Annotated in this window: 15 protein-coding genes; 6 read left to right on the plus strand and 9 right to left on the minus strand. The window is 65.9% G+C overall.

Translation table 11 applies throughout. From position 1 onward, the window contains the following. Positions 1–56: 56 nt before the first annotated feature. Genes G6P88_RS09525 through G6P88_RS09535 form a run of 3 tightly spaced genes read right to left on the minus strand, consistent with a single transcriptional unit; the run spans position 57 to position 3,343 of the window. The gene (locus G6P88_RS09525) at positions 57–1,220 is read right to left on the minus strand and encodes an epoxide hydrolase family protein (protein ID WP_165322938.1); all 1,164 of its coding nucleotides are present in this window, start codon (positions 1,218–1,220) and stop codon (positions 57–59) included. Continuing rightward, positions 1,217–2,143, minus strand: a complete 927-nt coding sequence (locus G6P88_RS09530; protein ID WP_165322939.1) for an alpha/beta hydrolase — start codon at positions 2,141–2,143, stop codon at positions 1,217–1,219. Before G6P88_RS09530 ends, G6P88_RS09525 begins: the two co-directional genes overlap by 4 nt. 57 nt (positions 2,144–2,200) lie before the next feature. Then, positions 2,201–3,343 (minus strand): LLM class flavin-dependent oxidoreductase, encoded by a 1,143-nt coding sequence (locus G6P88_RS09535; protein ID WP_165322940.1) that lies wholly within the window; start codon positions 3,341–3,343, stop codon positions 2,201–2,203. Between the two features lie 131 nt (positions 3,344–3,474). Between G6P88_RS09535 and G6P88_RS09540 the strand changes: the two genes are divergently transcribed. The 5 genes from G6P88_RS09540 (at position 3,475) to G6P88_RS09560 (ending at position 6,647) form a co-directional block, all read left to right on the plus strand. Next, positions 3,475–4,092, plus strand: a complete 618-nt coding sequence (locus tag G6P88_RS09540; protein ID WP_165322941.1) for a TetR/AcrR family transcriptional regulator — start codon at positions 3,475–3,477, stop codon at positions 4,090–4,092. Positions 4,093–4,164: 72 nt separating this feature from the next. Beyond that, a complete protein-coding gene (locus G6P88_RS09545) occupies positions 4,165–5,640 on the plus strand; it encodes a PAS domain S-box protein (RefSeq protein ID WP_165322942.1) in 1,476 nt (491 codons plus the stop codon). Between the two features lie 133 nt (positions 5,641–5,773). Next, complete coding sequence (locus G6P88_RS09550; RefSeq protein ID WP_165322943.1) at positions 5,774–5,956, plus strand: CsbD family protein; 183 nt, start codon at positions 5,774–5,776, stop codon at positions 5,954–5,956. 126 nt (positions 5,957–6,082) lie between these two features. Next, positions 6,083–6,259 carry a hypothetical protein gene (locus tag G6P88_RS09555; RefSeq protein WP_165322944.1) on the plus strand — a complete coding sequence of 59 codons (177 nt, stop codon included), beginning with the start codon at positions 6,083–6,085 and terminating at the stop codon, positions 6,257–6,259. A 34-nt stretch (positions 6,260–6,293) separates the two neighbouring features. Further along, positions 6,294–6,647, plus strand: a complete 354-nt coding sequence (locus G6P88_RS09560; RefSeq protein ID WP_165322945.1) for a hypothetical protein — start codon at positions 6,294–6,296, stop codon at positions 6,645–6,647. A gap of 83 nt (positions 6,648–6,730) precedes the next feature. Here G6P88_RS09560 and G6P88_RS09565 read toward each other — a convergent pair whose 3' ends face one another. The 6 genes from G6P88_RS09565 to G6P88_RS09590 form a co-directional block, all read right to left on the minus strand. Further along, positions 6,731–9,208: a PhoX family protein gene (locus G6P88_RS09565; protein WP_165322946.1), complete on the minus strand. Its 2,478-nt coding sequence runs from the start codon at positions 9,206–9,208 to the stop codon at positions 6,731–6,733. A 102-nt stretch (positions 9,209–9,310) separates the two neighbouring features. Continuing rightward, positions 9,311–10,282: a GGDEF domain-containing protein gene (locus G6P88_RS09570; RefSeq protein ID WP_226946796.1), complete on the minus strand. Its 972-nt coding sequence runs from the start codon at positions 10,280–10,282 to the stop codon at positions 9,311–9,313. Between the two features lie 116 nt (positions 10,283–10,398). Next, on the minus strand, positions 10,399–11,013 hold the full coding sequence (locus G6P88_RS09575; protein ID WP_165322948.1) for an SCO family protein: 615 nt from the start codon (positions 11,011–11,013) through the stop codon (positions 10,399–10,401). Then, complete coding sequence (locus tag G6P88_RS09580; RefSeq protein WP_165322949.1) at positions 11,000–11,461, minus strand: copper chaperone PCu(A)C; 462 nt, start codon at positions 11,459–11,461, stop codon at positions 11,000–11,002. Before G6P88_RS09580 ends, G6P88_RS09575 begins: the two co-directional genes overlap by 14 nt. A 50-nt stretch (positions 11,462–11,511) precedes the next feature. Next, positions 11,512–13,563, minus strand: coding sequence for a TonB-dependent receptor family protein (locus G6P88_RS09585; protein ID WP_165322950.1), 2,052 nt, complete (start codon positions 13,561–13,563; stop codon positions 11,512–11,514). A gap of 91 nt (positions 13,564–13,654) precedes the next feature. Next, complete coding sequence (locus G6P88_RS09590; RefSeq protein WP_226946797.1) at positions 13,655–14,071, minus strand: hypothetical protein; 417 nt, start codon at positions 14,069–14,071, stop codon at positions 13,655–13,657. Between the two features lie 189 nt (positions 14,072–14,260). Between G6P88_RS09590 and G6P88_RS09595 the strand changes: the two genes are divergently transcribed. Beyond that, complete coding sequence (locus tag G6P88_RS09595) at positions 14,261–17,740, plus strand: PAS domain-containing protein (RefSeq protein ID WP_165322951.1); 3,480 nt, start codon at positions 14,261–14,263, stop codon at positions 17,738–17,740. Positions 17,741–17,875: the final 135 nt, after the last annotated feature.

Below are 17,875 nucleotides of genomic sequence, written 5' to 3' on the forward strand. Positions count from 1 at the left end.
ATTACCGTATATGCTACGGAAATAGGATCAGGCTGCAAGCCTCAAGGTCGGCTCCATCAGCTTGTGGTTCCCTCGCGCAACTGCCGAACGAATGCGTGGACCTCGTTCGCGAACAGTTCGGGCTGCTCCATCGCGGCGAAATGTCCCCCGCGGGGCGGCTCGCTCCAGCGGACGATGTTATAGCTCTTCTCCAGCGTGCTGCGGGGGAAGCGGGCCAGCTCTCCGGGAAAGTCCGACATCGCCACCGGCTTGGTGACCCGCGCGCCGGCAGGGACGGGCTCGCTCATCACGCCGCGATAGAGCCAGGACGCCGTGCCGAAGCTGTTGTTGGCCAGATAGACCATGATGTTGTCGAGGATCTGATCGCACGTATGGACCGACCAGAGATCGCCGCCGTCGAGCTGCGACCAGCGTTGGAATTTCTCGACGAGCCAGGCGGCGACACCCAGCGGACTGTCCGCCATCGCATGGTCGAGCGACACCGGCTTGGTCGACTGGACGACCATATAGCCGCTCTCGGTCTGCCAGACCTGGCCGAGTTTCTGTGCCGCGGCGATCTCCTCGGGCGTCTCGGGACGGGCGTCAGGATTGGTCCAGCCGAAAGCGAAGTTGAGATGGACTGCGGCACAGCCCTCGCCTTCATAACCGAGCCAGCCTGAAACCGAGGAGCCCCAGTCGCCGCCCTGGGCGATGTAATCGGTGTAGCCGAGCCCCTCGCGCATCAGCCGGTCGAAGGCGCGCGCGATGGTGCGCGGGCCGATCGGGCGGGAGGGCTTGGACGAGAAGCCATAGCCAATCAGCGACGGGACGACGACGCTCACCGCATCGGCCGGATCTCCGCCGAACTTGGCCGGGTCAGTCAGCCGCTCGATCGATCCCAGGAACTCCACGAAGGAGCCCGGCCAGCCATGGATGATCATCACCGGGCGCGGATTGTCGCCCTTGCCCTTCAGATGGATGAAGTGGACGTCATAGGGGGCGCCGTCGACCTCGACCGCGTAGAGGAAATGCGGCAGGCGGTTCATCTCCGCCTCGCGCGCGCGCCAGTCATAGTGGTCGAGCCAATAGGCGACGAGGCTGCGCATCTCGGGCACGCTGGCGCCGTAAGCCCAGGGATCGTCGACCATCGGTTCGTTGGGCCACTGCGCCTCGCGCAGCCGCCGCTCGATCCAGTCGAGCTTCTCCTGCGGGACGGCGATCTGGAACGGACGGACGCTCATGCCGGCACCTTCGCGAAGGCGCGCCGAAGTTCGCCGGCCGCATCCTCGATCGCCTCGTCCGCATCCGGGAGGACCCCGAACATGCTGACAAAGCCGTGGAATACGCCCGGAAAATCCTTGTACCGCACCACCACGCCTTCATCGCGCAGCCGATCGGCATAGGCCCGCCCTTCGTCGCGCAGCGGATCGCACTCTGCCGTCAGGATCGTCGCTGGCGGAAGGTTCGACAGGTCCGGCGTGAGCAACGGCGAGGCCCAGGGATGCGCGCGATCCGCCGCGTTCGGCAGATAGGCATCGAGACACATGGCCGAGAAATCGGAATCCAGGAAATAACCGTCCGAATAAAGCCGTTCGGACTCGGTTTCGCCCGTCAGGTCGGTGCCCGGATAGAAAAGCAGTTGGTGGCGGATCGCCGGGCCACCCTCGTCTCGCGCGCGGATCGCCGCGACCGTTGCCAGCGAGCCACCGGCGCTGTCGCCGCCCACCGCGATGCGGTCGGTATCGAGCCCGTGGTCGCCGCCATGCGTCGACAGCCAGCGCAGCGCCGTCAGCGCGTCGTCGACCGCCGCCGGAAAGACATGCTCGGGCGCCAGCCGATAGTCGACCGAGACGATGGCGCACTCCGCCCGCCGCGCCAGGCGGGAGCACAGGCGTTCGTGGCTGCTGATCCCGCAGGCAATGTAGCCGCCGCCGTGCAGGAACAGCAGCACCGGCTCCGGTCCCTGCACCTCCTGTCGGCGATAGATGCGCACGGGCACGCCACCAGCATCGACGTCCTCATGCACGATAGCATCGGACGGATCGGCCGGCTGCTCCATTCCCGCGCTCATCGCGCGGAACTGCTGCGGCGTGATCGAGGCCCAGTCGATCGGATTGGCGTTCATATGGGCGAGCATCGCCTGGGCGATGGGGTTGAGCGGCATGGTCTTCCCTTTCGCGAGATAAGGCCGCCGTCCCGTGGGGAGACGGCGGCCCGACTGTCAGGCAGCGGCGGCGCGGCGCTGCTTCTCGCGGAAATAGGGAATGATCGTCTCGCCCAGATGGGTAAGCGTCTCCATGATCGCCTCGTGCGGCACGGTGCCCATCTGCATCAGCATCAGGATTTCGTCCGCGCCGGCCGCCTCGAGCCGCTCGATATGCGCAATCGCGTCCTCGGGCGTGCCATAGGCATGCTCGGTATTGTACATGTCGGTGGCGGCAGCCGTGATCGGGATCTGCGCCTCGTGCAGATAGGCGATCGTTGCCTGCTTCGCGGCATCGACTGCCTGGCGATGCTCGTCGATCGTCACATCGTCGACATCGGGCTTCGGCCCAGCGCCATACCAATGGTGGATCGCCTGGCCGAAGAAGCGCTGACCGCGCAGGCCGATGCGGACCGCCTTTTCCCGGTCGGTGCTGACGATGATCGGGCAGCCCACCGCCAGATATTCGTTCGGGAAATAGCCGACCTGGTCCTTCGGATCGCGCGTGGCGAAGGCCTCGCGATAGACCTTGTTGAGCCGCGCCGTCTCCTCGGGCGTGCTGAAGCCCAGGATCATCCCGCCGAGCCCGCGCTGCGCCGCGACCCGCAGCGATTCCTCGCGCGTGGCGGCCATGAACATCGGTGGGTGCGGATCCTGATAGGGCTTGGGGTGGATCGCCCGGCGCGGGATCTTGATGTACTTGCCGTCATGCTCGATCTCGTCTTCTACCATGATCTTCGGGATCAGATACATCGCCTCGTCGATCATCGGCTGGAGCTCTTCGAGGTCATAGCCGAAGGTGCCCGCTTCCTGCTGGGTGCCGCCCTTGCCGATCCCGAAATTGAGCCGCCCGCGCGACAATATGTCGAGCGTCGCCACGCGCTCGGCCACCTTCACCGGATGGTTCATCGCCGGCGGCAAACAGATCACGCCATGGCCGATGCGGATGCGGTCGGTCTTGCCCGCGACGAAGGCCAGAAAGCTCTCGGGCGAGGACATGTGCGAATATTGGGTGAGCGCGTGATGCTCTACCGCCCAGATGCAGTCGAGGCCCATTTTCTCGGCATAGACCGATTGCTCGACCGCCTCGAAAAAAGTCCGCTGCTCGGACTCGCGCGATGTGTCGGCCATCTGCGCTTCGAACGCCATGGAAAATTTCATGCTGCCTCTCCTCGTGCAGGGCCTGTCATCGCCCTTTGATTTTTTAGAGCATGCTATAAATCACGAAAGAAGCAAGTGGGAATTCGCAACCCGGCCGAGCACGATGCTGCTACAGGGCGTCCATAGGGGAGATGACAGTGAAGCTTCATGCCGGAGCGGAGCGACGCAAACAGTCGATATTGCAGGCCGCCCGCCTGCTTCTGCAGGAAGAACCGCTGTCGATGCGACGGCTGGCGGAAGCGGCGGGGGTCAGCCAGGCGACGCCCTATAATCTGTTTGGGACAAAGCGCCGGCTTTACGTCGCTCTTCACCGCGAACTCGAAGCCGAACTGATCGAATCGATCGCATCGACCGAGTCGCGCGACGCGCTCGACCGCATGTATTCGGCGATCCGGTTGATGGCGGCGCGGATGGACCGCGAAGCCGGTCTCTATCGCGAGCTGTTCGCGACCATCTACGCCTCCGATGCCGAGGATCATGACGCCCAGGTCGAGACGGCGGCGGCCTTCTGGGACGGCCTGCTCCTGCCCCTGCAAGCGGAGGGGCTGCTGTCGGACGAAACCGACATGCCCGCCTTCACCCGCAACTTCGTCTATCTGCTGTCGGGGGCGCTGATGGCTTGGACCGATCGCCGGATCGACACCGCTGCACTGGAGAGCGCCGTGCGTTACGGCTTCACTCTCGCCGCGCTCGCCCTTGCGACAAATCTGTCGCGCGACCGCCTTTTGCGTGTTCTCGCCGGGACCTGACCACGAACGATACGGGACTGGAACCATGCCGCCATCCGCTCGTCTGGCCTATTGAGCAGAGCGAGGCGTGGCATGAAGACGTTGGATGCGCTCCCGGTGGAAGCGGAACAGTGGGAGGAGATCCTTGCGCGACTGGGCGACGGTCTCATCCTCGCGGACAGGCGGGGACGGTTGATCTGGGCGAACGCAGTCGCCGCCGAGCTGCACGGGGCGGAAGATCCGGCAGACCTCGGCCGTAACGCGGAGGACTACCGTGCTCGTCATCCGCTCCGCTATCGCAACAACCGCGTCCTCGAGCCCGAGGCTTACCCGATAGACCGGCTGCTGCGGGGCGAGAAAGTCGACGAGATGCTGGTGGAGATCGTTCCCCGGATCCCCGAGGATGCTTGCCGCACGCTGCGGATCAGCGGCCTCTCGCTAGACGATGCCGGCGGCTCGAAGCTTCACGTCCTGATCGTCCGCGATGCCGCCCCGCTGCTCGAAGCCGAGCGCCGGTTCGAGCAGACCTTCAACGTCAACCCGGCCCCTGCCGTCATCTGCCGCCTGAGCGACCATCGCTATGTGAAGGTCAATCAGGGCTTCCTCGATATGACCGGTTTCGCACGGGAAGAGGTGCTGGACCGCTCGCTCTACGATATCGACGTGCTGCGCGACGCCGCCGATCTCGACCGCGCGAAGGAGCGGTTGCGCGAGGGAAAGACGATCCCGCAGATGCAGGCCGATCTTGCTCTACCCGATGGTGGGCGCAAGCTGGTGATCGTGGCGGGGCAGCCGATCGAACTCGACGACGAGCGCTGCATGCTTTTCTCCTTCGCCGACCTGGAGCCGCATCGCCAGGCGGAAAACCGCCTGCGCGCCAGCGAAGAGCGTTTCGTGCGAACCTTCCGCCTGGCACCGGTCGGAATGGCGATCACGACCAGCGCCGATTTTCGCCTGTGCGACGTCAACGACGCGTTCGAACAGCTCACCGGCTATGTCGGCGACGAGGCGATGGACCAGTCGATGGCGCGTCTCAAATTGTGGGATCCCGCGACCTTTCTCAAAGAGGCTGCCGCGCTGCTCGAGGAGCGGACCGGCTTTCGCGGTCGCGACATCAGGGTGCGGACCAAGGATGGCGGATTCGTCGACTGCCTGGTTTCGGCCGAAGTCATCCCCCTGAACGACGACCGCTGTATCCTCTGGGTCGTCCAGGACATCCACGAGCGGCGCCACAGCGAGCTCGAACTGATCACCGCGATCGAGGCGGTCATGAAAGACACCAACTGGTTCAGCCGGACCGTGGTCGAGAAGCTCGCCAATCTCCGCTCGCCCCACCCGCATGCCGCGCCCGTGGAGGTGAGCGAGCTGACCCGGCGCGAGAAGGAAGTGCTCAGCCTGCTGTGCGAAGGCGGAGACGATGCCGGTATCGCGCGCGAGATGGGCGTTTCCCGCAACACGCTGCGCAACCACATCGCGCGCGTCTACGCCAAGATCGGCGTCAACCGCCGCGCCGCCGCCATCCTCTGGGCCCGGGAGCGCGGATTCCCGCTGAGCCGCCCGATCCGTTGACGGCAGCCGCTACTAGTCCGGTACTACTATACGATTTGGTCCGCCTGCATCTTTGGCGACGACCTGTTCGGGTCCAGATGGGAGGCATGGCGCTGCGTCCGGCAGCGCCGCACTCTTGAAGATGGAGACCGACATGGACAGCAATCGCATCAAGGGCGAGGCCCGCAAGGTCAAGGGCTCGATCAAGGAAGCCGCCGGCAAGATCATCGGCGATCGCACGCTCGAAGCCGAAGGCATCGCGGAGAAGGCCGCAGGCACCGCTCAGGCTGCCGCGGGCAAGCTTGCCGACGGCGCGCGGAATGCACTGCGCCGCTGATCGGGTCTCGGGCGCCGCCCGGTCGCGGCGCCCTTTCTACCATCACCGCAGAGAAAGACGAGAATGACCGTGTCCGCACTGCGTGCGCAGCCGTCGTCACCCCTACGGCCGCAGAAGAGTCATATCATGTCCAAATTCGACGCCGACATCGCCTATTATCGCCGACGTGCCGCAGAGAGCGCGGAACGGGCGCTTGCCGCCCCAACCCCTGGCGCCCGCCTCGCCCATGAGGAGCTCGCCCGGCTCTATCGGGCACGGCTCGCCACACTCGAGGAGGAACTTCCCGCCCGCCGTCAGGGTTGAGGCCGGGGCTCGGCCGCAGATGGAGACTATGTTGATGAACAGGATCGCCCTTTTCCCGCTTTTCGCACTCGCCACGCTCGCGGCGTGCCAGGGTCCAGAGCAGAAGGCGGGCGCCGAAAAGGACAAGGCCGAAGCGCAGGCCGCCGGACGCCCCTATGAGGGCAATGGCCCCAATGAGCGCATCGGCGCAGCGATGGACAAGGCGAAGGAGGCTGCCGAGGACGCACGCGAGGCGACCGCCGATGCGCTGGAGCAGCGCGGCGACAGTATCGAGCGCGCGGCCGATATCCAGGCCGAGCGGCTGGAGGCACAGGCCGAGGCCATCCGCAATGCGGCCGAAGACAAGGCGAAGGCGCTGAAGGCGCAGGCTGAGACGGCGGTGCGCTGAGCACCGACCGCCTCTGAGCCGATTACGAAAAAGGGGATGCGCCTATTAGCGCATCCCCCTTAGGTCACATGGGCGGGCTCGTGTCAGAGACCGACGACGCCGCCATCGGTCTTGGTGATCACGATCGTTGCCGAGCGCGGGCGCGCGGTCGTCGAGGTGCCGCCCTGGGTCGCCGGCCAGCTGCTCTGCAGCGTGGTCAGCGAACCATCCTCACCCGGGTGCTGGATGTTGACGAACAGCGTGCGGCCATCCGGCGTCGAATCGATGCCGGTGATCTCGCAGCCCTTCGGACCGACGAGGAAGCGCTTCAGCGTGCCGGTCGTCGCGGCCTTGCCGACCACGGTCGCCTGGGTCCGCGTCGCGCCGTCGGCGCCGGTGTTCGTGATCGTCTTCGTGCCGCCATCGCCGACCTTGCCCGGAAGCGCGACCAGCATCTGGTTGTTGGTGCGGTCGGTGAAGGCGCCGTCGTCGGTCTGGATCCACAGCAGCGGATTGGCCTGACCGGAAGCATTCTGGCCACGGCCGAACCACAGGCCGTCCGGGCTGGAGAAGTCGTTCGACGCATCCAGGCCCGAGATGTTGACGTTGGTGGGGTCGGCATCGGCGGAGTCCGCACCGAACAGATAGATGTCCCAGCCGAAGGTCGTGGCTTCCGACGTGTCGCCAGTCTCGCGGATACGCAGGATATGGCCGTTCGGATTGCCGCGCTGCGCCGTGTTCGCCGAGCCCTTGGGATCGTTATAGTGGCGCGGATTGGCGGCATCGGTGCCCGTCAGCGGACGAACCGTGGCGTTGTTGTTAGTCAGCGTCAGATACATCTCGCCGTTGACCGGATTGGTTGCGGTCCACTCCGGACGGTCCATCTTCGTCGCACCCAGCGCGTCGGCGGCGAGACGGACATTGGTCAGCACGTCGGCCTGGTCGGCGAAGGGATAGGCGGCATTGGCCGAGGTCAGCGGGGCGGTGCCGAACACCAGCGGCATCCAGGTGCCGGTGCCATCGGCGTTGAACTTCGCGACATAGAGCGTGCCCGCATCGAGATATTTGTCGCCGATGGCCAGACGATCGGTCGCGCTGGCGTCAGCGGCAGCCCATGCCTGCGCGGAGACGAACTTGTACAGATATTCACCGCGCGAATCGTCGCCCATGTAGAAGGCGGGCTTGCGGCCGGCGACGAACTGCGACGGCCAGGCGCCTTCATGACCGAAGCGGCCGAGCGCGGTGCGCTTGCGCGGCGCCTTGGTCGGATCATAGGGATCGATCTCGACGACCCAGCCGAACTGGTTCGGCTCGTTGCGGAAGTCGCCGGTGCCGTCAGCGGCGGCACCCACGACGCTGGCGTTCCAGCGCGAATAGATGGTGCTGCTTGCATCGGCGGGAACAACGGTCGCCCAGCCATAGCTGCCATTGGCGCCTTCGCTGATGCCATAGCGGTTGAGCGCGACGACCGACTTGGCGGTCGCACCGCCCCGGGCGGCATTGTCGCCCGTGACGCGACGGAAATAGCCCGCCCAATTCTCTTCGCAGGTCAGGTAGGTGCCCCAGGCGGTATAGCCATTGGCGCAATTGTTGATCGTGCCGCGCCCGTCCGTGCCTGCGGGGGAGAAAGCGGTGCGGAGCAGCGCGTTACCGCGCACAGGGCCCGAGAAAGTAGCCGGGGTCAGCGGGGTCACGCGGCGATTGAGGGTCGAGCCCTGAACATAGCTCCAGGCGCCCGAGCTGGCGCGCGTCACTTCGACGATGCTGACGCCATGGGCTTCCATCTCCTTGAGCGCCTCGGCTTCGGGACGAGCGCCGGCGACGGTGGTCGGGCCGTTGGCATGCAGATAGATCTGGGTGATGTTCTCATGGTTCATCACCAGCAGGCCGCGGCTGTTGCTGTTCGCGTCGGGGGTCGCGCCGGTCGCGGCGAGGCCGAAATAGCTCATGCCGTCATGATGGTCGCCAGCCCGCTTCGAGAAGCCGGTGTCTGTGCCGTTATTGGCATAGGCCGGCGTTGCGGTGTCGATCGGATCGCCGAGACGGTAGAGCACCGAGACCGCATAGCCCTCGGGCACCTTGACGATATCGTCGAGGCTCTTGGCGATGGAGTTGAAGCCAAGGACGGCGGGCGAGACGGTGATCGTCGTCTCGGCGGTCGAGGACTTGTTCTTGCTGTCGGTCGCGGTGAAGCGGAAGACCAGCGCGGTCGAGGCCGAGACGGCGGGCGCGATGAAGGTCGCGTTGTTGCTGTTGGCGTTGGTCAGCGTGACCGACGGACCCGAGACCTGCGTCCAGGAAACGCTGCCGATCTCGTTCTTGTCGGTAGCGGTGCCGGCCAGCGTGACGAGCTTGCCCGAGCTGGTGGTGCCGTTCTGCCCGGCGCTCACGACCGGCGCATCGTTACCGCCGCAGGCGGTGAGCAGCATGCCGCCGAAAGTCGCGGCCGCAATGGCCGAAATGCCACCGAACAGCGTCTGGCGGCGCGAATAACGCTGCGCGACGAGGCTCTCCAGCGTGGGATTGTCAGTCGGATTGCAATCGACATTGCCGTCCGTGTAGCCGTGCACCATCTCGTTCATCTGGTCGGACCCCTTGGTTGAGAAGGGGGCGGGCTAACAGCGCCGTGCGAAACATTGGTGCCGTAGCGCTTACGGTGCGATGAAAAGGAGATGACGCCTGCGTTACAGTGGAGGCAGGAACGCGCCGACCGCGCGATCTCGTCCCGACCGTTTGGCATCGTAAAGCAGCGCATCCGCCGCCGACAGCCAGCGGGCCGTGGAGCCGACCGGATGGCGTGCCGTCGACAGCCCGACGCTGATCGTCACCCGGCGCCGATCGATCACGTCCAGCGCGAGCGACGATATCGCCGCACGAAGCCGGTCGGCCAGCCGCATCGCTTCCTCGGCCTCGACCGAAGGCAGCAGCAAGGCGAATTCCTCACCCCCGATGCGCCCCATCGGCCCTCCATCCCCGACGACGTCGCCGCAGGTCCGTGCGACCGCGCGGAGCACCTCGTCGCCGGCCGGATGTCCGAACTGGTCGTTGATCGCCTTGAAATGGTCGATGTCGAGCAGGAGCAGGCTTCCCACCGTGCCCTCGCGACCTTTGCCCCGAACCAGTTCGTCGATTGCGGACAGCAAGGCGCGGCGGCTGAGCAAGCCGGTCAGCGCATCGCTCCCGGCGATCCGCCGCAATTCGAGCTCGTCGATGACGATCGCCGCAAGCTTGCCCAGAACCTCGATCTGTTCGGCACTGAAGTCGCGTCGCTCCACATCGATCGCGCAGAGCGTCCCGACATTATAGCCGTCGGGGGACCGCAGTGGCACCCCGGCATAGGCGACTACCCCCGGCTCGCCCTGGACCAGCGGGCTTTCGCGAAAGTCGGGATGGAGCCGCGCGTCCGGGATGACCAGTGGCTCGTGCGTCTGAATCGCGCGATTGCAGAAGGCGATCGAGCGGGGGGTCTCGCTCGCCGCGACGCCTGCCCGCGCCTTGAACCACTGCCGGTCGCGGTCGATCAGCGTGACCGTCGACATCGGAACGCGCAGCACCGTCCGCACGAGATCGGTGATGCGATCGAACGCGTCTTCGGGTGGCGTATCGACGATCTCGTAGCGATCGAGCGCCGCCTGCCGTCCGGCCTCGTCGGTCAAGCGAGGATCGCGTGCCCCCACTGCTGTTTCACTGCACAACATCAGCCGACCGATAGTCGACAAGAGTGAACGAAACGACCCCGGGCCTCTACGCGATATGCGAAGGTCGTCGCGTTTCAGGCTCCGACCAGCCTGCGCAGCTTGGCGAGGCTGACATCGTCGGCCTCGCCATGCGCAAGCGCGCCGAAGAAACGGCCATCGGCGTCCATCAGGAAAATCGTCGCCGTATGGTCGATCAGATAATCGCCGCCCTCGATCGGTACTTTTTCCCGATAGACATGATAGGCGTCGATGATCCGTGCCAGTTGCTGCGGACTGCCGGTCAGCCCGGTGATCGGTACCGGGAAGAGTGAGAGATAGTCGGCGATCGTCTGGCGGCTGTCATGCTCCGGATCGAGCGATACGAACAGCAGGCGCAGATTATCGCCCGCAGGGCCCAGTTGCCGCCGAAGACGGGACATGCGTTGGAGCGTCGTGGGGCAGATGTCCGGGCAGCGGGTGAAGCCGAAGAAGATTGCGAAAGGCTTTCCCTGCAAGCTGCGGTCGGTGACGGTCCTGCCATGCTGATCGACAAGCTCGAACGGCCCGCCAAAGGCATCACCATAGCCCATGGCGACCTCCTCCCGGGGCCACAGGGCGAGCGCGCCCAGCCCGATGGCGGCCAAGGCGATGGCCAGCCACAGGATCGGCCGCAGCCAGCCGGGCGCGGGCTTGGGATCAGTGGTGGTCATGGCCCCCGCCCAGCTGATGGTCGATCGGCTCGACCCGGAAACGGACGGGCACATCCCCGGCCTTCGCAAAGCGCAGCGTTATCGTCACCGTCTCGCCGCGCTTGAGCGGGCGCTTGAGCCCCATCAGCATCAGATGATAGCCGCCCGGCTTGAGCGCGACGCTGCCGCCCGGTGCGATGGCGAGGCCTCCGCTGACCGGACGCATCCGCATGATGTTTCCGTCCATCGTCATGCTGTGCACGTCGACGCTGGCGGCCACCGCCGTGCTGCCGCCCAGCAGGCGGTCCTCGACCTTGCCGGCGTTACGGATGACGGCATAGCCCCCGCCGGCCTTCGCCGCCGGTGCGGTTTCGCGCAGCCAGGGGGTTTCGACCCTGACGGAAGCCGCAAGGGCAGGCGCGGACGCGACAAGGGCCGCGAGGCAGGCGATCGAGACATTGGGCTTCATCGGTCACTCCTTTGAAAGGGCGGGAGCGGCGCCATGGCCGCTCCCCGGCGTCAGAACGTCATGCGCAGGCCACCGTAAACGGCGCGGCGTTCGATCGGGTAAAAGGCGACGCTGCCTTCGTCGGCGACGGTCGCCGGGTTATTGGCGACGTAGCGCAATATGGCGCTCACATCGCCCACCGCCTTCTTGTTCGTCAGATTGCGCGCATCGACGAAGAGCGTCACGCCTTCCGCCACCCGCGCCTCGCCGCGCACACCGAACATCGTGTAGCCGGGCGCGCGCTTCGTATTCTGGTAATCGACCCAGGCGCCCTGCGGCACCCATTCCACATTGGGTGTCAGGTTCAGCCCCTCGAAACCGATCCGCAGCTCCGCGCGATATTGGTGCTTCGGCAGCACCGGCAGCCGGTTGTCGCCATATTGCGCGTCATCGCGGAAGCTGAAGTCGTTATACTGATAGACCTGACGCAGGCGCAGCAATGCGCCCAGCGTGAGATCGAGCCCGGCCTCGACGCCCTGATGCCGCGTCTTGCCCGCGTTGAACGTCGAGGCGGGGAAGGTCGGGCTGATCGCATATTGCAGCATCTCGCCCTTCAGATCGGCGCGGTAGATGCCGATGTCCCAGGACGCGATGCCATGACGACCGCGCGTGCCGATCTCGAAGGTCCAGGCTTTCTGCGTGCCGACCGCAGTGAAGCCGGGAAGCCCCGTCGCCGGGGTCTGGCTGAGTTCGCTGAAGCCCGGCAGTTCGACCGAGCGGTTATAGTTGGAGTAGAGCTGAACGCCGTCGGCCAGATCGTAGAGCAGCCCGATCTTCGGCGCGAAGGCGTCGAAATCCGCTGAACCGCTGCGCGCGGCAACGAGGCGGTTGACGATCTCGCGCTTGCCGCTGGTATAGATGCCGCCCGCCACGAGCGTCAGCCGATCGACCGGCTTGAGGCGCAACTCTCCATAGCTGTTGATCGTCCGCGCGGTCTGCCGGACATTGGCCGTCGGAGCGCCCCGATTTCCGGCGACGTTGAAGAACTGCTTGGCCGCGACCTTGCCGAACCGCGCCTGGGTCCCCAGCGTGATCTCCCAGTCCATGCCCGCCGCACGCCCGCTAAGGTCGAGGCTGGCGAAGACCCCGCGATCGTCGCTGTTCTGGTCGATCACCTGAAAGATCGGGTGGAACAGCTTCTTTGCGTTGTAGAAGCCGCCAAAAGCCAGCGTGCCGGTGCCCAGATCCACCGTGGTGCGGTTCTGCAGCCGGATCGAGTCGATGTCGCGTTCCTGATCCAGCGCGATGATGCTGGGAAGCGCCTGACGCGGATTCGTCCGGACCTGGTCGAGGCTGAGGGCGCCCGGCAGGTCCTGGTCGATCCGGCTCGCCACGATATAGAATCGCGTCTCGATCGCATCGGCAAGCCGCAGGCCGACATTGCCGTTGAAGCGCAGCGCGCCACGCTTCGCATGCTGCCGGTCGCCGTCCGAGTTATCGGTCGTAAGGGCCACATAGGCGTCGCCCCGCTCGTCGGCGAAGGCCGCTGCCGCCTTGGTCCGGATAGTCGAGAAGCTGCCGCCATCGACGCGCAGTTCGAGGCGCGGAGCGGTACGGCCGGTCGGCGTCACGGCGTTGATCGCGCCGCCGAGCGTGGAACCGCCAAAGCGCAGCGCGTTCGCACCACGATAGACCTCGATCCGCTCGAACACCTGCGGGTCGAGTTCCTGGAAATCGCCATTGTCGTCGGCGAGATTGATGGGGATGCCGTCCTGGAGAAGCGTCAGGCCGCGCATGTGGAAACCCCGGCTGAGCCCCGATCCCCGGATCGACAGCCGGATCTCCTGGCCAAAACGCGGCTGCATATAGACGCCCGGCGAGAAGGCGAGCGCGTCACGCAGGCTGACGGCGACACGATCGGCGAACTCCGCGGCATCGACGACGTCGACACCACCGGGGCGCTTCTCGACCTCACGCCGCGCCTCTTCGGTGACCGAGGCAGCGGTCACCACGATGGTTGCGCGGTCTTCGTCCGCCGTTTCGGCCGCTGCCGCATGCGCGGCGCCGGACAGCAGGATGGCGAGCGCAGAGGCGCCCCAGGTGGAAATATACTTGAAAGACATGGATAAACCTCGACCGGGCAGGCCGATCGCGGCCTCCCCCCTGAACATGCAAATGGAGCCGCATCGATGCGCGGCGCCTTCGAATGGTGGTTCAGGAGTGGGCTGGTGGTCCGGTGGGCGGCGGCGGCGGCGCAGCGAGACCACGACCTATCGCGCCGGTGCCGCGTGCCAGGACGAGGTACGATATGACCGGCGCGAAGGCGAAGGGAACGCCGCTATCCAGCGACGGCAGATCGAGCGCCGCTCCGAAGCCCGCGAAGACGCAGGGATGCGAAGCCCGGTCGTCGCCCGGCTTGCCCTCATGCACCTCACCCTTGTCGTCGACCCAGGCCGATACCGCGCCTTGTCCGGTGCAAAGGATGATAGAAAAACCACGCTCGGCCGATGCCGGCATCCAACCCGCAGGAATGAGAACCCGCATGATCAGCGCCAGGACGGACAGGCACAGAGCCGCCTGCATGCAGACGCGTGCCGCGCTTCCCGCGGTGAAGGACCGACCCCCGATCATCGCGCCGCCCCTTACGCAGCATGCCGCCCGAAGTCCATCGGGCAAGATGCCCCACCCGACGCGTTCGAACCGATCGCCGGGCCACTACCGTAACTACCGAGTCTGGACCGCTTTTCCCGCGGGTGACAGGATCGGGCCCGGGGAAGATGTGGGGACCGGATGGACGGAGCGACGATCAGGCGTGCAGCGGTGATACCAAGGTCGCTCGGGGCCCCGCATCTGTTGCGCGACAATAGGCTTATCGGGGCGGCGGCGATCCTGCTGCTCGCCCTCGCCACCTATCTGTCCGCTGCCTACAGCCTCTCCTTTCCCAATGAAGGGCGCCTCACCCCCGGTGTCTGGCTCGTCAACGGAATCGCCCTCGCCGCGCTTCTGCGCACCTCACGCCGGCGGTGGCCAGCGATCATCCTGGCCGCCTATCTCGGCAATCTGGCCGCCGACATGCAGTTTCGCGACAAGCCGCTGCTGCTGGACGCCCTGAGTTCGGGCACTAACGCCGTTCAGTTCACCCTGTGCGCCGCCGTCGTGCGCGACCGCATCGGCCGCTTCTTCGATCTGACCGATATCCGCCATCTGCTGTGGCTGGGGGCGATGGGCGCAGCAACGACCGCGCTCAAGGTCGGTATCGCCATGGGCCTGAACGTCGGCCTCGGGATCGCGGACATCTACAACCGGCACATGCTCGACTGGGCGCTGATCGTCTTCCTCGGTCTGTTCGTCCTCGCCCTGCCGCTCCTCGCCCTCTCCGCACCACGCGACCGCCTGTCCAAACCGATCGACCCCATCGGTATCGCGCTGGTCCTGCTGCAGCTTGTAGTGCTCTTCCTGACCTTCGGGCCACCGGGTTACCCGGGGGTCTATCTGGCGGTGCCCGTGCTGATGCTGCTCGCCTGGCGGCATGGCCTGCTCGGCGCCGGCCTCGGATCGGTCGTCACGATCGTCGCAGCGTGCATGTTGCTGCGCTTCACCTCCGGCCTCGATGGAAGGCTCTCCATAGCCGGCTACAATGCCACCGAGCGGGGCACCTATCTGGAGCTGTTCTTCAGCGTCGCGATCCTGATGTGCCTTCCACTCGCGATCGGCCGGACGCGGCAACTGCGCATGGAGCGCGCGCTGGCCGACGCGCTCGAAGCCGCCAACCGGCGCAGCGCGCTGCTGGCGGACAGCGAAGCCGCCGCGCGTCGCTCCGAAGCGGCTCTGATCGAGAATGAGCTGCGCTGGCGCTCGGCGATCGAAGGCTCGGGACTGGGCGTATGGGACTGGAACATGGCCCGCCGCGAGATATTCCTCTCGCAGCGCCTCAACGCAATGTTCGGCTACCCGGAAGAGGAGCGGCAGAATAATCTGCGCAGCATCCGCCAGCGCATCCACCCGGAGGATCGGCAACGTAGCCGGGTCGCCCTGCAGCGCTGTCTGAAGGGAGAAGCCCCGACCTACGAATGCCAGATGCGCTGCCAGTGCGCCGACGGGAGCTATCGCTGGTTTCACGATCGGGGGATGATTTTCGAGCGTGCCGCCGACGGCACGCCCGTGCGCATGATCGGCACCTATACCGACATCCACCAGCAGAAGACCTATGAACTGCGGTCCCGCCGCCATGCCCGGCTCTATGCCACGCTGGCAGCCTGCAACGCAGCGATCGCCCGCCGCGCACCCATCAGCGACCTGTGCGCGACGATCTGCGACATCCTCGTCGGCAGCAGCGACATCCGGCTCGCCTGGATCGGCTTCGCCAATGAGGAGACGGGCATCTTCGGGCCGATGACGATCCGGGGCGACGCGCTGGAACATGTCGCGAATGTCCGCTTGTCCGCGCGCGCCGACGACCCTCGGGGATTGGGCCCTACGGGCGTGGCGTTCCGCCGGAACGAGGCGGTGTGGGTCGAAGACTATGCCCATGACCCTCTGACGCAAAGCTGGCGCGAGGTGGGCGCGCGGTTCGGCTGGAAGAGCATGGCCGTGATCCCGTTGCGCCGGAAGATGGAACCGGTCGCGATCCTCGGCATTCACGCCGGCGATGTCGGCTTCTTCGACGACGAGGCCCGTGCCTTGCTGGTCGACATCGCCGCGCAGTTCAACCTCGCGCTCGAAATCGACGAAGCCGAAGACGCCGCCGCCCGCTACCAGCTCGAGCTGGCAGAATCCGAACGGCGGTTTCGCGCGGTGTTCGAGGCTTCGCCCATCGGCATCGCCGTCATGGACACCGCAACGGGCGACTTCCACACCGTCAACCCGCGCTTCGAGGCGATCGTCGGGCGCCGCATCGATGAGCTCCGGACGCTTACATGGCAGGCGATCACCCACCCCGACGACATCCAGCAGGACGTCGCGCTTTGGGAGCAGTTCGCGGCGGGCTCGATCAACGGTTACCAGCTCGAGAAGCGCTATGTGCGCGAGCAGGGCGAGCCTGTCTGGGTCCATATGACGATCGCGCGCTTTGCGATGCCGGACGAAGCGAAGCCGCAGCATCTGTGCATGATCGAGGATATCACCGAGGAAAAGACGCTGCGAAGCCAGATGGAGTTTGCGCAGCGCATGGAATCGATCGGACAGCTGACCGGCGGCGTCGCGCACGACTTCAACAATCTGCTGACGATCATGATCGGGAGCAGCGAGACCCTGCTGGAAACGCTCCGCGACGAGGAGCAGCGCAAGCTGGCGGCGCTGGTGCTGCAGGCCGCAGAACAGGGCGGCGAACTGACGCGGCGGCTGCTCGCCTTCTCCCGCAGGCAGCCCCTCGAACCGCAGAGCTTCGACCTCAATGCCCTCGTCGAGCGCAACATACCGCTGCTGCGCCGCTCTCTGGGCGGTGGCCTGCGCTTCGTCGTCGACGAATCGCCGGACCTGCTGCCTGTCTTCGCGGATCCCGGACAGACCGAGGCCGCAATCCTGAATCTCTGCATCAACGCGCGCGACGCGATGCCGCAGGGTGGCGTGCTGGTGCTGGCGACGCAAAATGCGCGGCTCGACGAGGACATGTGCCGCAGGCACCCCGACGCCGCCGAGGGCGACTATGTGGTCGTCGAGGTGAGCGATACGGGCAGCGGCATCGCTCCCGAGCTGATGGACAAGATCTTCGAACCCTTCTTCACTACCAAGGAAACCGGCAAGGGCTCGGGCCTTGGCCTCAGCATGGTGTACGGCTTCGTCAGGCAGTCGGGCGGCTTCATCGAAGTGGACAGCGAGATCGGGCGCGGAACCCGCTTCTCGCTCTTCCTGCCTGCCGCCGCCGATGCCGGAGAGAATCCGGCCCCCGCGCAAGAGCCTTCCCAGGAGCGTCTCGAAAAGGGGGAGGAGCGCATATTGCTGGTCGAGGACAATGAGGTGCTCCGCGCCCATGCCCGTGCCCAGCTCGAGAGCCTGGGCTATGAGGTGCTGGAGGCCGAAGACGGTGCAGTCGCGCTCGACATCCTCTCCGGTCGCGACGATATCGACCTGCTGTTCACCGACATCGTGATGCCGGGGGGCATCAATGGACGCGACCTCGCGGAGCGGGCGCTGGTCCGCCAGCCCTGGCTGCGCATTCTCTATACCTCCGGCTATTCGCGCGATGCGTTGATGAAGGATGGGCGTCTCGTGGCGGGGGTGACGCTTCTGCAGAAGCCTTATGCCAAACGCGATCTGGCGGCGAAGGTCCGCCGCGTCCTCGACGAAGTGCCGCCGCTGTAGCCCACGGACAAAAAACCGCATTGCGGAAAATTGGACTTGCGGCAATGCAAGCCCCCTTTAGGGTTGCTGCGGGGGCCGTAACGGACCGTCTATAGGACGGACCGGACGGGATCCCCGTCATCGCGCTGTCCGGCC

The organism is Rhizorhabdus phycosphaerae, assembly GCF_011044255.1.
Taxonomy (GTDB): domain Bacteria; phylum Pseudomonadota; class Alphaproteobacteria; order Sphingomonadales; family Sphingomonadaceae; genus Rhizorhabdus; species Rhizorhabdus phycosphaerae.

Coding starts and splice junctions, on each gene's coding strand:
- G6P88_RS09565 (WP_165322946.1), bottom strand. CDS start 9,208: ATGAACGAGATGGTGCACGGCTACACGGACGGCAATGTCGATTGCAAT.
- G6P88_RS09585 (WP_165322950.1), bottom strand. CDS start 13,563: ATGTCTTTCAAGTATATTTCCACCTGGGGCGCCTCTGCGCTCGCCATC.
- G6P88_RS09535 (WP_165322940.1), bottom strand. CDS start 3,343: ATGAAATTTTCCATGGCGTTCGAAGCGCAGATGGCCGACACATCGCGC.
- G6P88_RS09545 (WP_165322942.1), top strand. CDS start 4,165: ATGAAGACGTTGGATGCGCTCCCGGTGGAAGCGGAACAGTGGGAGGAG.
- G6P88_RS09550 (WP_165322943.1), top strand. CDS start 5,774: ATGGACAGCAATCGCATCAAGGGCGAGGCCCGCAAGGTCAAGGGCTCG.
- G6P88_RS09540 (WP_165322941.1), top strand. CDS start 3,475: ATGACAGTGAAGCTTCATGCCGGAGCGGAGCGACGCAAACAGTCGATA.
- G6P88_RS09575 (WP_165322948.1), bottom strand. CDS start 11,013: ATGACCACCACTGATCCCAAGCCCGCGCCCGGCTGGCTGCGGCCGATC.
- G6P88_RS09590 (WP_226946797.1), bottom strand. CDS start 14,071: ATGATCGGGGGTCGGTCCTTCACCGCGGGAAGCGCGGCACGCGTCTGC.
- G6P88_RS09525 (WP_165322938.1), bottom strand. CDS start 1,220: ATGAGCGTCCGTCCGTTCCAGATCGCCGTCCCGCAGGAGAAGCTCGAC.
- G6P88_RS09560 (WP_165322945.1), top strand. CDS start 6,294: ATGAACAGGATCGCCCTTTTCCCGCTTTTCGCACTCGCCACGCTCGCG.
- G6P88_RS09555 (WP_165322944.1), top strand. CDS start 6,083: ATGTCCAAATTCGACGCCGACATCGCCTATTATCGCCGACGTGCCGCA.
- G6P88_RS09580 (WP_165322949.1), bottom strand. CDS start 11,461: ATGAAGCCCAATGTCTCGATCGCCTGCCTCGCGGCCCTTGTCGCGTCC.
- G6P88_RS09530 (WP_165322939.1), bottom strand. CDS start 2,143: ATGCCGCTCAACCCCATCGCCCAGGCGATGCTCGCCCATATGAACGCC.